Origin of the sequence: Mesomycoplasma lagogenitalium (genome assembly GCF_029854295.1) — a bacterium.
Taxonomy (GTDB): Bacteria; Bacillota_I; Bacilli_A; order Mycoplasmatales; family Metamycoplasmataceae; genus Mesomycoplasma_A; species Mesomycoplasma_A lagogenitalium.
Window position 1 is genome coordinate 328,616 of record NZ_CP122979.1, and the last position, 16,713, is coordinate 345,328.

13 protein-coding genes are annotated in these 16,713 nt (G+C 22.2%); 12 read left to right on the forward strand and 1 reads right to left on the reverse strand.

The window, feature by feature from the left end; genetic code table 4:
- Positions 1 to 319 precede the first annotated feature (319 nt).
- From QEG99_RS01510 to QEG99_RS01560, 11 genes are all read left to right on the forward strand, one after another.
- On the forward strand, positions 320 to 2,047 hold the full coding sequence (locus tag QEG99_RS01510; protein WP_280102245.1) for a hypothetical protein: 1,728 nt from the start codon (positions 320 to 322) through the stop codon (positions 2,045 to 2,047).
- 192 nt (positions 2,048 to 2,239) lie between these two features.
- The gene (locus QEG99_RS01515) at positions 2,240 to 2,746 is read left to right on the forward strand and encodes a type II toxin-antitoxin system antitoxin SocA domain-containing protein (RefSeq protein ID WP_280102246.1); all 507 of its coding nucleotides are present in this window, start codon (positions 2,240 to 2,242) and stop codon (positions 2,744 to 2,746) included.
- A gap of 21 nt (positions 2,747 to 2,767) precedes the next feature.
- The gene (locus tag QEG99_RS01520) at positions 2,768 to 3,298 is read left to right on the forward strand and encodes a type II toxin-antitoxin system antitoxin SocA domain-containing protein (RefSeq protein WP_280102247.1); all 531 of its coding nucleotides are present in this window, start codon (positions 2,768 to 2,770) and stop codon (positions 3,296 to 3,298) included.
- A 104-nt stretch (positions 3,299 to 3,402) separates the two neighbouring features.
- The gene (locus QEG99_RS01525; protein WP_280102248.1) at positions 3,403 to 3,567 is read left to right on the forward strand and encodes a hypothetical protein; all 165 of its coding nucleotides are present in this window, start codon (positions 3,403 to 3,405) and stop codon (positions 3,565 to 3,567) included.
- A gap of 218 nt (positions 3,568 to 3,785) precedes the next feature.
- On the forward strand, positions 3,786 to 5,018 hold the full coding sequence (locus tag QEG99_RS01530) for an Mbov_0401 family ICE element transposase-like protein (protein WP_280102249.1): 1,233 nt from the start codon (positions 3,786 to 3,788) through the stop codon (positions 5,016 to 5,018).
- A 1,016-nt stretch (positions 5,019 to 6,034) separates the two neighbouring features.
- Positions 6,035 to 7,738 (forward strand): hypothetical protein, encoded by a 1,704-nt coding sequence (locus QEG99_RS01535; protein ID WP_280102250.1) that lies wholly within the window; start codon positions 6,035 to 6,037, stop codon positions 7,736 to 7,738.
- A gap of 506 nt (positions 7,739 to 8,244) precedes the next feature.
- Complete coding sequence (locus QEG99_RS01540) at positions 8,245 to 10,176, forward strand: hypothetical protein (protein WP_280102251.1); 1,932 nt, start codon at positions 8,245 to 8,247, stop codon at positions 10,174 to 10,176.
- On the forward strand, positions 10,160 to 12,016 hold the full coding sequence (locus QEG99_RS01545) for an ABC transporter permease (protein WP_280102252.1): 1,857 nt from the start codon (positions 10,160 to 10,162) through the stop codon (positions 12,014 to 12,016). The genes QEG99_RS01540 and QEG99_RS01545 overlap by 17 nt, the downstream gene beginning before the upstream one ends.
- Complete coding sequence (locus tag QEG99_RS01550; RefSeq protein ID WP_280102253.1) at positions 12,016 to 12,738, forward strand: ABC transporter ATP-binding protein; 723 nt, start codon at positions 12,016 to 12,018, stop codon at positions 12,736 to 12,738. The genes QEG99_RS01545 and QEG99_RS01550 overlap by 1 nt, the downstream gene beginning before the upstream one ends.
- Complete coding sequence (locus tag QEG99_RS01555) at positions 12,728 to 13,657, forward strand: aromatic motif membrane protein (protein ID WP_280102254.1); 930 nt, start codon at positions 12,728 to 12,730, stop codon at positions 13,655 to 13,657. Before QEG99_RS01550 ends, QEG99_RS01555 begins: the two co-directional genes overlap by 11 nt.
- 10 nt (positions 13,658 to 13,667) lie before the next feature.
- Complete coding sequence (locus QEG99_RS01560; RefSeq protein ID WP_280102255.1) at positions 13,668 to 14,639, forward strand: hypothetical protein; 972 nt, start codon at positions 13,668 to 13,670, stop codon at positions 14,637 to 14,639.
- 55 nt (positions 14,640 to 14,694) lie between these two features.
- On the opposite strand, the gene QEG99_RS01565 is transcribed toward QEG99_RS01560, so the two are convergent.
- A complete protein-coding gene (locus QEG99_RS01565) occupies positions 14,695 to 15,363 on the reverse strand; it encodes a deoxynucleoside kinase (RefSeq protein WP_280102256.1) in 669 nt (222 codons plus the stop codon).
- Between the two features lie 198 nt (positions 15,364 to 15,561).
- Here QEG99_RS01565 and QEG99_RS01570 point away from each other — a divergent pair, with 198 nt between their 5' ends.
- Complete coding sequence (locus QEG99_RS01570; RefSeq protein WP_280102257.1) at positions 15,562 to 16,704, forward strand: YitT family protein; 1,143 nt, start codon at positions 15,562 to 15,564, stop codon at positions 16,702 to 16,704.
- Positions 16,705 to 16,713: the final 9 nt, after the last annotated feature.

Genomic DNA, 16,713 nt, shown 5'->3' on the forward strand with positions numbered 1-16,713 from the left:
TTTTAAAATTTATCTTTTATTTTATCATTTTTATTTTTTTATTATCACTTAAATATCTCATTAAACTTCTTTCATTTTAGTTCATAAATTACTTTAAAAATATTGTATTTTTATATTTTAAAACCTTTTAATACACCTTTAGGTGTATTTTTCTTTGAAAAATATAAAAATGTGTTAGAATATAATAGTAGATTAAGTTACTACTAACTCTTTAAAAGTTGAGCCAGCCTTAAGCGATTTTGTAAATTCGCCAACGAACAAAGAGGTCGTTCTAATTTTTGAACGATTTTTTTATATAAAAATTAACAAAAGGAGTTTGATGAAAAAAACAAAAATTTTATTTTCCCTTCCCGCTTTATTATTGCCCTTATCAGTAATTTCTTGTTCTATTAGATTAAACCATAACGGAAATAGACCAGGTGGTTTTAATGGAAAATATAATCCCAAGCCCGAAGAACCTAAACCAAAAGTTTCTCCAATTGAGGAAGAACCTGGAAATAATGTTAACCAACCAATTGAACAAAGTGATTCAAATTATGGAGTTTATGATGATTTAACATATTTTCAAACCCCTCAATTCAATGCTAAAACTAAAGAAAATTTAGGAAGATTAATGGCTTGAATTTATAATTTTCCAGTTTTATCATATAAACAATCTTTAGAAGATTATGAAAGAGAAAAATCAATATCACTTGATGGACAATATGTTTCAATTCCGAATAAATACTTTAATATTTTCTTTTCTGATAGTAGAAATGAAAGAATGTTAAAAAAATCATTTGATATTGATAATGTAGATAAAAAATTTAATGAAGCCGTTGATGAATTTAATCGTCAAATGAGAGAAAGCAATTTAGGCATCGGCGATGCTCCGACATTTAAAAATGTCGTTAAAGATTTAAATAGAATGTTTGTTAATCTTAATGAATTTGATGAATCAAAAATTGAAGCCGAAAAAGGAACGGATGCATATTATAAAATAATGGAAATGAAAATATTTGGACAAGTATTAATGAAAGAACTAGCAGAACCTTTATTTTTTAACTATGTTAAGCAACTAAAAAAAACTATTGATAATTGATATATTAGTTTTAGCAAATTAATAAATCCAATTAAAAAAGAAGATCCAAATAGTTGATATGAAAAAAATATTCCTTATAAATGAGATGAAAAATTAACTTTGGAAGAACAAGCAGATAAAATTAACAATTTTAAAGATCTTTGACATTTTTATAGTTTTACCGATATTTTAAATCCAACTCTTTATCCCGCAGTAACATTGGCAGAGCCAGAATTATTAGAATACGGTTTTTCAGAACAATTTATTAATAATAATAGAAAAACTTCTAGAGAATTAAATGATGATAAAATCAGTAGTATATTCGGAACAACCAATACTTTTACTTTAGATTTACCATTTTTTAGTGATAAAAAATACCCAAAAAATGATTCAGTATTAACATTTAACAAATTTTATGAAATGGCTAGAATTGGATTGTTATTTAATAAGGTTGCAAATCCAGAAGGAACCTCCCGAAAAAAATATATTAACGGTGATTTTTTAGAAAATGAAAAATTAAGAGAAATTTCTAAAGAACATTTTTTCAACTATAGTCATTTAGATAAAAACGGTAATGTTATTGCCACAACAATTCCATATAACACCAACAATATTTGAGATTTAAATATGACTAGAAAAGAAGCATTAATAGAATTAGAAAATTGATTTGAACAATATGTTTGAGTTGATAAAAAAAGAGGTATTTATACTAAAAGAAAAGATTTATTTAACATCAAATTTTTAAAAACTGATAGATTTTATACAACAAATAGTCAAACTGATAGGCGAGAATTAGATTCTTCACATTATGATACTGTCATTAAAGACAAAACATTAGAAGAAAGAGAAAAAGCATATAAACAAAAAATGATTAATAGTAAAAATTGAAGTGCAAAAGAATTGGAAAATAAAACATTTAGCGAATTAATTAAATTGTATGAAGATTATCAAAGAAGACAACAGACAAAAAATGTTGTTGATTATTAAACACCTTTTGGTGTTTTTTTATTCAAAAATCAACAATTAATTAAACTAAACATAAAGAAAAAATAGTAATAAAAACATATTTTATTATTTAAATAAAAAATGAAAGTATTTTATCAAAATTTAATTAAAATACAAGAATTTTAATTTATTTTTTAATTGAATTAAAATAACGATGTAAAAGGAGAAATTAAAATGAACAAATTTAAACCAATATCTGCTTTATTGTTTTTTGAAACTTTTTTAAAATATTGTAATTTAAAAAAGTTTAAGGACTGAAATTTGCTTACTTGACAGCAGAAAATGCTGTTTTTTACTCACTGAGCAGTTTTAAAGAAATTTGATATTTCACTATTTAAAGAAGAATTTAAAGCATTTTATTTTGGAACAAACATTCTAGAAGTGTTTTGAAAACAAAAATATACTGTTTTTAAAAGTGAAGATATTGAAAAAACTACAGAAAGCAAAATAAAAAGGGAATTAAGCGATAAATTTAACATTGAAGATAAAATCATTGATTACATTTTATCTGTTTGAAATAAACTCGGAAATTTAACAAGAGAGGAGTTGGTAATTTTAGCACATCAATTAAATTCTTGAAAAGATATTTATGATGAAAACAGTGTTGGCAAAACAATCACAAACAATAAAATGAAGGAAGATAATCTAGATATTTTAGAAAAATATTTAGATATTAAATAATTTAAAAGGAGTTGTTAAAAAATGGAAAGTTTTGAATCAATATTAGCAGAAGATTTATTTCCTTATTTTTTACAATTTTGTAAAAATAGGAATTTTAAAGATAAAGAATTAAGAACTTGACAACAAAAAATGCTGTTTTTTACTCATTGAGCCATTTTAAAAAAATTTAACATTGCTTTATTTTCTAATGAAATTAGAGCATATCATTACGGTCCTTTAATTATAGAACTATCAAGATTTCAAACATATTGAACAATAGATGATGTTGAAAAAAGCGACCAGAAGGAAATCAAACATAATATTGTTAAAGATTTTAATTTAAATAGCAAATTAGTAGATTATATGTTTTTATTTGAGAAAGTATGGGCAAATTTACTAAAAAAACAATTGATAGTTTTATCACATAATTTGCATTCGTGAAAAAATAATTATGATATGAAAAAAGTTGGCAAAATAATTACAAACAACGATATGAAAAATGATAAATATGAAATCGTTGAAGAATATTTAGAAATAAAAGAGGATTCAAAATACAATAAAAAAACCTTTTAAGAAAGGACAACAAATAAAAAAAGCATTTTATCAAAAATTAAATAAAACACAAGAATTTTAATTTATTTTTTAATTGAATTATAATAATATAAAAAGGAGAAATTATGGAAGAAATGTCAAAAGAAGAAAGAAAAAGAATTTTAGAAGAAATTAATAATGCTATCATTAATGAAGATATTAACGAACTTCCTAAAATATTTGAAAGAAATGAAAAAGGTTCTTGAAAAAATATGTTAGATGTATGAAAAATCTTGCCAAACTATAAATAACTATTAATTTAATAAATGAAAACACCTTTTATGGGTGTTTTTTTATAAAAAATATGACATTTAATAAATTTAAAAGGAATTTAGCAGAAAAATTAATTACATAGTTAAAAAATAATCATTGAATTTTTATTTTTATAAAAAATACAAAAAATATTAATAAAAGTTATTTATAGTGGCTTTTTTTGCTTTTTAAAATTGAAGTGATGTAAATAAATTATATGAAAGATATAATATTTAAAGAAAAAGAAAAGGAAGAAAAAATGAATTTTTATGAATCTGACGATTTAAATAACTCATATTGATTAAAGTCAATGAAAGAGAAAATAGAAAAAGAAGATGAAGAATATCGTCTTAAAGGCGAATATCGCAAAGATAAATGAAGAGTTCAAAAGAAAATTGAAAGAAAATTAAAAACGATTTTTGGACTTTTAGTTTTTAAAATTACTAAATATCAAAGAATAAATGAAGATGGTAAAATTGAAACAAAGCAATTTGAAAATGATTTTTACTTAAAAAATAGAAATTATCAAATAGAAGTTGATTTGCAAAAACTTCTTGTTAATTGAGTTATAAAAGGCATTTCTGCAACCGAACTAGCATCAAAATTTGATGTTTCAAGAACTTATATAATAAATTTAGTAAAAACTAAAGCAGAACAAGTAAAAGAAAAGAATTTCATTGAAGAAAGTAAAGATAAAAACATACTTTACATTAATTTAGATGATACTTTTTTATCTTTGAAAAAGAATAATCGGAAAATAAAATTTAAACATCGTATGTTAGTTATTTCCACTGGTTTAAATGAAAAAGAGAAATGAAAAATTTATCACTTATTATTGAAGATAGAGCACAAAGACAAAAAATGTCATTCAGTAAAAGAATTAATTGAAATAACTAAAAATGTGATAAAAGAAAAATATGGTAATAAAAATTTTAAAATTCTAGTTATGGGTGATGGAGCAAGTTGAATTAAAAGAATAGCAAAAGGTTTAGATGCTACATACATAACAGATATTTATCACATTTTAGCAAACGGTAATAAAGTTTTAGGTTATTATTGAAATAAATATAAAAGCAATAAAGAAGAACTTAAAAAGCCGAAAGAAAATTGAATATTAAATTTATGAAAGAATATAAAAAAATTAGTTCTAGAATTTAAATTTCAAGAAGTAATTGAGTTATTGGAAAACATTTTATCAAATGCTGGTGCATTATTGTCAGAGCAAAAAACTACACAAATAAAAAAATTAATCAATTATTTAATAAAAAATGATTTAAAAACCGAAAATTACTTACCAAAAAACGGTTATCAAGGAACACACACAGAAATTAGTGTGTCGCACTATTTAAAAAAATTTATAATTAAAAGATTTTCTACTTTTTCACAAAAAACTGCAAGAGCAATTTTAAAATTAAACGAAAAGCCAAATAATACTTATATTTTTATCTAACATTTATCAGCATTATTCTCGCCATTTTCAATCTTTTTCGCCAATATTTAATATTTTGTCGTGAAAATATTTAATAAAAAAATAAAAACTGAAAAATATTGTGCTATAATAATTTTAAGAAGCACTGAGTGATAACTATAATAAAAAATAAAAAAGTTAAATGCTTGGGATTTGCGAGATCTTGGTGCTCTTTAGTTCTTTTTTCTAAAATACAAATCAGAAAAAACATTCGTTATTTAATATAAGTCCAGTGATTGGTCAGTATAGAATAAAGTATAAATACTTTGGGATTTATACTTTATATAAATCATCTAAAAATAAAGAAGTTCTCTAACAAACTATCATCTATCAATCAAGAAGTTCTTTAGCAAACTATCATCACTAAATAATAAAAACTTTCATTAAAGAAATGAAAAAACTTTTTTATGCCTTAATTGATAGGATGAAAACACTGACAGAGAAGAAATTCTCTAACAAACTATCATAAAAGCAAGCATTTTTAAGGCATTTAAGAAGCAAAATAAGCAATTATTTAAACTGACGGTTAAAAAATTTACTAAAAATGACAAATTTATTTACCAAAACTAAAATATACATTATTATTTATTAAAAAGCCAAACTATTAAACAACCATTAAGCATTATAAAAGCCAATAAAACAATGAAAAATTAGAGCAATAACTTTAACTAGCAACAAAAAATCTAAAACAATGTAAAAAATCTAATATTTACCAAAAAAACCAAATTAACAATTGAGCATTTAACAATATAGAAGCCAAATAGCAATAAAAATCAGTAATTATTATTAAAAAACAAAATTTCTTAAAAAATATTTGGTTTATTTTTAAAAAGATGCTATAATTTTTATAAGCAACCTTAAAAAAGGTGATACCATAGATTTTCATCTACCAATGATCACCTTTTGGTGTTTTTTTTATTTTTAATTAAATTTTTAATAAAATTTTCACACAAATATAATGATATAATTTTTATATATAAATTAACATAAGGAGTTTAATGAAAAAAGCAAAAATTTTATTTTCACTTCCGGTATTATTATTGCCTTTATCAGTTATTTCTTGTAATAAGGCAATAAGTAATAATGAAATCAAAAAGAGAAAATTAGATCCTGAACCAGAAAAACCGAATAATTCTAAATCAGAGCCAAGTGCATCTACTAATCCAAACGGTTTAGAACCTGAAAATCCAAGCGATACAGAAGTAGAAAAACAAGTTGATAGTAAATATGGAGTTTATGATGATTTATCTTTCTATGACATTCCAAGATTTAATTCTAAAACTAACGAAAATTTAGGAAAATTAGTTGCTTGAATTTATAATCTTCCGATTTTAGCATATAAAAAAGAAGTGGAAAAATATAAACGAAATAATAGCACTTCAGTAAATCCAAAAGATAGTGAAATTACTAACTTTACGTTAAAAAATTATTTTAATTATGAAGGCAATAGAAACGAATTGGATGATGTTTTTGACATAGATAGAGTAAATTTAGAGTTTAAAAAACTGACAGAAAAATTTAATCAAGATATGAAAGATAAAAATATATGAAAAGCAGACTCATCTGCCTTCGATTCTATAATGAACGATTATGATAGAATGTTTCTTAATAAAGACAACATCGATGAAAGAATTGAATGACATTCAGAACGTGATCCGGATTATGAAAGTAAAATAGCTAGTTTGAAAAATCAAAATTTCATTATGAAAAAAGCAGAGTTACCTTTATTTTATAGATATGTAAAAACAGTTCATAATTCAATTAAAGGTTGATTTAATTTATTTAAAGAACTATTAAATCCTATTTTAAAACCCAAAAATGAACTGGATGAATGGCTGAAAATATTCACTACTTTTGAGTGAGATAATACACTATTGTTAGATGAACAAATTAAAAATATAAAAAATTTTGGAGGTTTATGACAATTTGGTATATATACTAATATTTTAAATCCGTTTTTATACCCCGCCCTATCAATAAGCACTAGTGAATTAGACAATTCTGAATTTTCAAGGCAATTTATTAATAATAAAGAAAAAACATACAAACCAACACAAGAGTATATTAAATCAAAGAAAAGATATGATCCACTTTATAATCCTAAAAACGACCCTGAAGTTCCTAAATTTTCACTAGATTTTCCATTTTTTAATGATAAAACTTATAAAAACAACGATTCTGTATTAACATTTAACAAATTTTATGAAATGGCTAGAATTGGTGCATTATTTAGCCTAGCAGACGATGTTAAAATATCATTAACCAATAATCAAGAATTTGCTATTTTAATAATGAAAGAACAAAAAGAACACTTTTTTGACTATAGCCACTTAAATAAAGATGGTTTAGAAATTGCTCTAACTGTAAAATACAATACCGACGATATTTGAGATTTAAATATGAGCAGAGAGCAAGCGATTAGCGAACTTGAAAAATGATTAGAAGAATATGTTTGAGTAGATAAAGAAAATGATGTATTTACTAAAAGAAAAAACCTATTTAATATTAAGTTCTTAAAAAGTGATGCTAGTTTAGTTGATAAATCACAAACAGAAAGAAGAGAAATATATATACAAAAAATGCTTCAAACTCATAATTGAACTCAAGATGAATTATTAAATAAATCATTTGAAGAATTAGTTAATATGTATGAAGATTATCAAAAAACTTTAGTATCTAAAAATGATATTAAAAATTATTAAACACCTTTTGGTGTTTTTTTAATCTAAAAATTAATATTTAAAAAATTAAAGGAAAAGATAACAATTATCAAAAAGTTAAAAATTGATAAAAACTAATGTAATTGATATTAAAAATAAAATCTATTCAAAAATATTTAGTTCATTTAAAAATACTTAAATTTCTATAATTTATCAAAAGGCCAATTCTTAATTTTTAACTAGCAATAACTATTTTTTTTAAAAAAACAATAAAAATGTGTATAATATTAATACTAGTAATTAATAAAATGATAAATATTACTAAAATAATTTTATAAAATTATGTAGAAAGTTATGATTAATGAATCTTAAATCGTCAAATTTAGTTAATCAAATTTTTAAATATTTAATATTTTTTATAAAAAAGCCATTTTTTAAATGGTATTTTTGCTTTAATTAAAGTTATTTTAGTTGATCATTTTGCTAGTTTTTATCCAATTTATAAAATTAAAATTACAAATATATTATTTTGTAAGTAGAAAGAAACAATGAATAAAAAAATATTTTGTACAGCAATGGCATTATTTTCATTATCGCTAAATTTTATTGCTTGCGATAATCAAAATAATGAAAGTACAATTATAAAAAATTCACAAATCATTAATAATATCGATGTTAAAAAATCGCAAAATTTATTTAAAAGTGATTTAACTAATCAGCTTAGTGCAGATTTTTTATCATTTAATCGCAAAATTTCTAATTACGAGGAATTTAAAAAAGAAGTAATAAGTTTTATTAGTTCTCAAGAAAGATTTGAACATCTTTTTCAATATGATGTTTCATCATTTTTATACTACTTTTATTATTTTAACGGAGTTAATTTTTATTTAGATAAAAATATCAGACTTTATGTTGATAAAAAAATTAGTAAACAAGATAATCGTGATGCTTATAAGCAATTTAAAAATTTTATTGTAAAAAATTGATACTTTATGTTAAAACATCGAAACTTGTTTAACTGAATTGGCTTTTTCAGACATAGCGATCCTATGGTTGATCCAAATAAATTATTTCAAGAAGTTTATCCTAATGAAAAATTGATTATTTCAGATCAATTAAGCACACAAGTAATAGATTATTATATTGATAATATTGATGTTGAATTAATTGATGAAAAAAAAGAAAAAGTTAATCATCGTAAAATTTGAGTTAAATATAGCGATGGAACAATTGTTTGTTTAAATCAGGAATTATTTATAAATTATCAAATTGAAGGCCAAGACAAAGAAGATGCAATTTCTTATTTTGAACCAACTATTTATGTTGTATCAAAAAACCAGACAATTAATAAACAAGTAAAATTAAAAGATTTTGCTAATGCTTATAAATCACAAGAAAATTATCAAGAATTTACAGAGAAAAACGGCAACATTTTAACTTATGTTTTAAGTTCGGTAAAAGTAAATGAAAAAGTTAATTTAAAAAATGAAAATGTTTATGAAAAAACTGATGATAATGTCAAAAAAATAAATATATTAGATAAAAATGAGTTTATAAAACAAGATTATATTCAGACAATATTAAATCAATATTTTGCTTATAGTCCTTATATTAATAAAACTGAAGCGGAATTAAAAAAGGAAAAAGAACAATTTATTTATGATCAGATTTATGATGATGAAAAAGTAAATAAAACAGTTAAAGAGTTTGTGAAAGTTCTTAACTATTATAGCATTCCTAAATCATCAAGTTTTCCGACAGATAATTTAATTTTTTCTTTATTTAATAAAAAGAAAAATCGAAATGTGTTAAATAAATATTTTAAAGATGCTTTTTTAGATTTATTAGATCAAAACTGATTAACGATGTTATATTTATTGCATTATTTTGAGTTTATTGGAACAGCAGATTTAGAAGTAGGTACAGGTGGAGATTTTGGGTTAAAATATTCAACATTTGTTCCTTGAACTACTAAAATTAATTCTAATAAAATTGACGATTTATTAATTTTTACTATAGCTCGCTCTTATGAAGATGAAAATGGTAAATCTCAAGTTAGTCCATTTATGGTTAATAATAAGGAAATAAATAGTTTAGAGGATCGAAAAAATATAAGATTTGATAATTTTAATTTTGATTATAAATATTTTAATAAAATATTTTATCTTAAAGTAAATAACCGTTTATTTACTTTAACAATGACACAAAAATTAGATAGCGAAACTAATGAAATAGTAAGAAAAATGACTTTTATGGATAATAAAAAGATTTATGTATTACAAAATGTTGAAAATAAAAAACTACAAACTTTTGCTTTAGCTGATATTGCTCGTTATTTTACTTTATTTGATATTGATAGTTATGCAGTAGAAAATTTATCACAAAGAAAAAGATATGTTATTGAAGGTGAATATGGAAATTTAATTCCATATTATATTGCAGGATTTTTATGAAAGGAAGAAGATGAAGTATCAAAATAAATGAAATTTTTTTAAGTTTCTATGATTTTATTTATTAAAAAAGAAATTTACCTTTTCTTTTTTAATTGTAGTTTTACTAATAATGATGATTTTAACAATGCTAGTTAAAATCGCTAATAGCCAAGAACAAGCAAAATTATTTTTAATTGCACCAATTTTCTTTTCTTTATTTGCTAGTTCTGTATATGGAAGTAATTTAGCAATTACCATTTTTAAAAGTATGGAAAGCGAGGGATTAGAACTTTTATTTAGTTCTAAATCAATTTCAAGGCAAAAAATCATTTTTTCTAGAATTTTGGTTTTACTGATTTTCTCTTTTATTAACTGTATAGTTATTTTCTTCAGTTTTATTTTAGGATTATTAACTTCCATTAAGATAATAGATTCATCTTTATATTTAATTATTAGTTTTAGTTCGTTGATAACAAATTTTCTTTGCTTTATGCTTTTTGCATTAATAGCTGCAATTATCGCTTCCAAAGTATCACGTCGGTTTGCCATTGCTTTTACAAGCTTAATTTTTACACCATTATTATTAATAGGAAATTTTTCTAGTTATTTTTCGCAAACTACTATCAATAGTTTTTCAAAACATTTAAATAATAATTTTCATGAAATAAAACCTTATGCTTTTGCAACAAAGAAAATGAATGATTCATATTTAATTGTCTCTCGTGATGAAACTTCAAATTTATTTAATATTAATAATGATCAAATAGGCGAAAAAGAAAAGCGAGAAAAGAAATTATTAGAATTTGAAAATAATTTAAATAATTATTTTAATTCAACTAAAAATAATGCAATTGCTTCACAAATTCTGGGTTGAACAAGTGCTCCATATGCCTTTGGAATTTTAAATTCTAATTATGGAACCGATTATTTTAATCATAAAAAAATAGTTGCTTCTCATTTTTTAAATAATATTATTAATTATTCTAAAAATGATGATACAAGATATACTTATAAACTAACAAAAAATTCAATGTTAAATCAATTTCAAGATAAAAACGGAACTTTTTATTTAGTTCCAAATGCTCCTTTAATTACTGATAATGTTAATTATGCTCAAGAAAATTGAGCAACTAACGACATTATTTATGCTTGAGAAAAAGCTGAAACCAAAACTAGTTTACCACAAGATTCTTACGGTTTTACTTCTGTACAAGATTTTGCTGGTAAATTAAAATGACCAATTATTGATTGAATTATTAGAAATTCAAATTTTGATTTACAAATTAAAAAAATAGTTGAAAATAATTTAGATAATAATTTAAGTTATAGTCAGTTTATTGATTTAATAAAAGCTGAAATTAAAACTTTAACCTTTTTAGTTGATTTAGCAAATAAACAATTATTTAATTCTGAAATTAATATTTTAGATTATGAAAAGCAAATTTACATTTATACAGCAATTTTCTATTATATTTTTTATTTTGATGCCAATTCGCAATTATTTAAATCGTTAGTAAATGCAAATAATTTAAATTCAAATAATCAATATCAACAACAAAGATTTTTAGTTCCTATATCAATGGCGGATGGAGAAATTAGAAATTATCAAATTGGTGGTTATAGCGCTTATATTCCAACACTAGAAGCAATTGTTCCTGAAACGATGCAAGGAACAAACGATTCGGGAATTGATAATAACTTAAAAGCAAGGGTAAAATTAATTTCTGATGATAATGTTCAATTATTTGCAAAAGTTTCAAATGTTTATCAAATTGAAAGAAATGTTGATACATTAGCCAATTACAATTTAGTTATTTTTTGATCATCAATTACTATAATTTTAGCAATAGTTGTCTATTATATTTATAAAAATAAGGATTTTAAATAATGAAAAAAATTGTAGAAATTAAAAATTTAACTAAATTGTATAATGATCAAAAATCAGGAATAAAAAATATTAGTTTTGATATTTATGAAGGCAAATTTCATGCTTTTATAGGTTCAAATGGTTCTGGAAAAACCACTACGATCAAATCGCTTGTTAATGCTTATTCAAAATTTCAAGGCGAGATTTTAATTAACGGTATTTTAAATACAAATGCAAGTGCCAAATCTTTAATTGGTTATATTCCCGAACATCCTAAATTTCCACCATTTTTCACTACTTGAGATTATTTATATGCATTTGCACTATTAAATTATAATAAGCAAGAAGCAAGTGAAAAGGTCGATAAATTAATAAAACAATTTAAATTAGAAAAATTAAAAGATTTAAAGCCATTTAATTTTTCTAGCGGACAAAAGAAGAAAGTGTTATTATCACAGTCAATAATTAACGATCCTAAAATTTTAATTATGGATGAGCCGACAGCCAATTTAGATCCTTTAGCAAGAAGGGAATTATTTGAAATTTTAAATAGTTATAAAGAGCTAGGAAACACCATTTTTATTTCAACTCATGAATTATTTGAAATTAGTAGATTTGTTGATTATGTAACAATTATTCATCTAGGAGATATTATTTATTCAGGTCCTTTTTTAAAAAATAGTAATTTAGAAGAGTTTTATTTTCAAAAATTGAAAGAGCATAAAAAAAATTATGAAAAATAAATTTAAACTATTTTTAATAACAAATGCCACTTGTGCTAGTTTTTTATCAATAATAACTACTAGTTGCTCTTCTTACAATTTTGTAAATGAAAAGGAAGTTATTTTTAAAGATAATATTATTCGTAAGCAAGAAAAAATTACTCTTAATAGCTTTATTAACACTATTTTTAATAATAATCAACAATATATTCGTGAATTTAAAGATAAACAAACAATCGATAATGAACAAAGAATGTTTTTAACAAAAATTGCTAATGATTTTAATTGAAAATTACGACAATATCAAAATCAACCAACAACTGAAAATTTAAATGAAATTTTTAATTCTAAACAATGACACGATTTTAATGAATTTTTAAAAGAAAAATGATATTGATATTTTACTAACTTACACCAATTTTCATACCAATATTTAAATGTTAATGATTCTTTAAATCAAATTATTGAAAAAACAAATAGTAAATGACAGCACTCTCAAGAATTTTTGGATAATAAAAAGAAAATTGAACATAATTTTTCAGGTTTTGAAAAATTTAGTAAACTCACTAAAGAAGCAGATTCAATTGAAATAATGAACGATCATCATTCATCAGAAATTGGAAGTTTTTACATTCGTTTAAATGATTATTTTTTCACAAGTTTAAGTTTTAAGCTAATTAAAGATAAAAATGATCAAGTCACAGATATAAAAATTATTTCTATTCCTAATGAAATTTGAACCACATCAGCTAATAAAAAGATTTTTTTAAAGCCATTTCAAGAAATTAGACATAACATTATGTATCACACAAGCAGCAACATTTATTCTCAGCAAACAATTGAAATCGCTATTACTAGTTCAATGGAAAATTTTGAAATTTTAACTAAAAGTAATGGCTATTGATTAAATTATTTGATGGTAGAATTTAGAAATTTGTAGAAAGGAAAGTATGTTTTATAAATTAGAAGATTTTGCAAATAATTACTATTTAACTGTTTTTATAAACTTGTTAATTTTTTCAACCATCTTATTAATAATTCCAATGTGTTTATTTTTTTTAATAATAATTATTAAACCTAAAATCAAAAACACATCCAATATTTATTTATATGCAATTAGTTCAGGAATGTTATTAATTGTTGCTACGGTTGGTTTTTTAAAAGATAGTTATTTTGATTTAGAATTTGTTATTCATAAAAATCAGTTATTTACAAATAATAGTTCATTAGAACAATTTATAATAATGATTATTGTTGCAAGCGGTTCATTATTTGGAATTATATTAATGTTTTTAATTAGATTTATTTATTTAAAATTTATATTAAATAAAAAAAGCAATTTACAAAAAAATAATGATCAGATAACAAAAAATAAATCATCAGTATTAACAGTTTTATTATTTGGTTGTTATAAAATAATTTCTGGTTTTATTTTAGGGACAATTATTGCTAATGTATCAGTAAATAAATCAATGAACATTAGTTTATTGATTACATTCAATTTTCTCTTGCTAGTTGAACTATTAATAATTTATTACCGGCAAATTCAATATAAACAATCAAAACAAAGAGCAATTATTTATAATCTATCAATTGTATCATTATTTATTTTATCAATGTTTATTGGTGCATTTTTAAATTCAATTATAAATTCTGGTTGATGATTAATTCCTTTAATTAAATCAACAGCAGGAACGATATTAGTTTTTGTTGTAATTACTGAATTTATTTATGAATTTATTCATTTAAGAAATAAATCAAAAAAAGAGTGATATTTGACATTAATTTTTTTAGCTTTGGCAATGATAATAACTTTACTTTTACTTTCATTTAATTTATATGAAAGTGATATAAAAATAATAAATAATAATATTAATATAGATAATGAAAATGGATCTCATTATCACAATCACGCTCATTAAACAATTAAAAAAATAGACCATCTAAAATAAACGGTCTATTTTTTATTAATTTAGTTTAATTATTAGTTTCGTTTTTGCTTGCATAATAATTGATAATTTTTTCCGCTTCTTTTTGCACTTGTTCTTCAGTTAAATTGTTAGTATCAATTATTTCATATTTTAAATTGTAATCTTTACATAATTGAATAAAAATGCTTTTGTAATTTTTATATAAAGTTTCAAAATAATTTTTATTTTTTTCTCAATTATCAGTCTCAACAGAACGATCTCTTTTAAAAAAGCGTTTTTTAAATGTTTCAAAATTTAAATCAAGAAAAATTGCTAAATCAGGTAATTCACTTTCTGTTATAAGCTCTTTGAAAGCTAAATCATATGCTCTCATATATTTTTCTTCTTTATGTGCCAAATTTATCTTAGCAAATATATAATGTTCTAAAGAAAAACGATCTAAAAAAAAGTGTCCCTTTACTTTGTTTTTTTTGTTTTTTTCGTGAAATTCGCTAATTTTTTTAACAAAAATACTTGAATGGTTTTCGATAATATATGTTTGAAAACCAATGGTTAAATTTTCTTTTTGCTCATAAAATCACCTTAAAAATGTATTGAAAACTTCATCGTTTTCGTTAAATTCTAAAAGCATTTCAGAATTGTCAAATTTTTTTACTAAATTAGTAGTTAATGTACTTTTTCCACTACTAATCATTCCGCTTATTCCTATAATCATTTATCCCTCCTATTTTAAAAATCTTGTTATTTAAATATATAAAATTTTTCAAATATATAAAAGCAAAATTTTTAAAAAATAATTAAAAATGTTTAATAAATATCAAAATATTAAATTTTATTTTTTTTTAACTTTTTTGAATATATTTAAAACAAAATAATATAAAATTTTATTTTATATCAGCAAAAGAGAGTTACTATGGAAAATAAAGAAAATTGTCAAAAAGATTGTTCAGAGATAAAAGAACTTAAAAAAAGAGAGAAAAATTTAAAATTTGGGAAAAAAATAAATTTCGATGCAATTTCTAAAGAAATAATTAATATTGAAAATCAAAATCAGCCAAAAAATTTAATTGAAATAATTAAAAAAAGACCATTTTCAATTTTTATGATGCTTATTTCGTCATTTATTTTTTCTTTTGGAATTTCTATTGTTTTATTTCAATCCAAAACCATTCCTTCGGGTTTAACAGCTATTCCAACACTTATTACTTATATCGCCCCTTCAACGGCTCCATATTTTACTTTAATGTATTTTGGACTTAATTTACCTATGTTTATTATTTTTTGAAAAAAAATTAAAAAAAGTTTTTTGTATTTAACACTTTTATGAATTATTTTTCAAAATTTGTGAGCATTATTTTTTATGATACCAATAGGAGAATGAGGAAATATTCATAATTTCTTTGTTTATCATATATCTATAAAATCATCATGAAATATTGATCAAGTTTTACTCGCAAATGACGATCTATTACCAATAATTTATTATTCTGTACTAGGTTCAATTTTAGTTGGTTTTTCAATTGGCATAGCTTGAAAATTCGGAGGCTCAACAGGTGGAACTGATATTGTTTCTTATTTTTATTCTACTAAAAAGAAAAAACCAATAGGTAGACTTTTGTTTATTATTTCAATTTCAATTGCCTTTTCTTCGTTGATAATTTTTGGTTCACTAGGTGCATTTAATATTGGTAGTGGTAAAATTTATCGATTATTTGGTGTTCAATTAATATCAACTTTAATTTATATTTTTATGACCTCTTCAATAGTGAATATAATTTATCCTAAATATAAAAAAGTTTGCATTTCAATTTATACAACTGAACCAGAAAAAATTTCTGCACATTTAAAAAATATTAACTATTGACATTCATATAGTATTTGAAAAGGAACTTCAGGATATACAGGAAATGATATTTATAAAGTACAAACAATAACGCTTTTATTGGAAGTAAAGCCGATTTTAAGACATTTAAAACAAATAGATCCTAAAATATGAATATCACTTGAACCGGTAATTGAAACAACAGGATTATTTAATACATCAAAAGTGGAATAAAAAAAATAA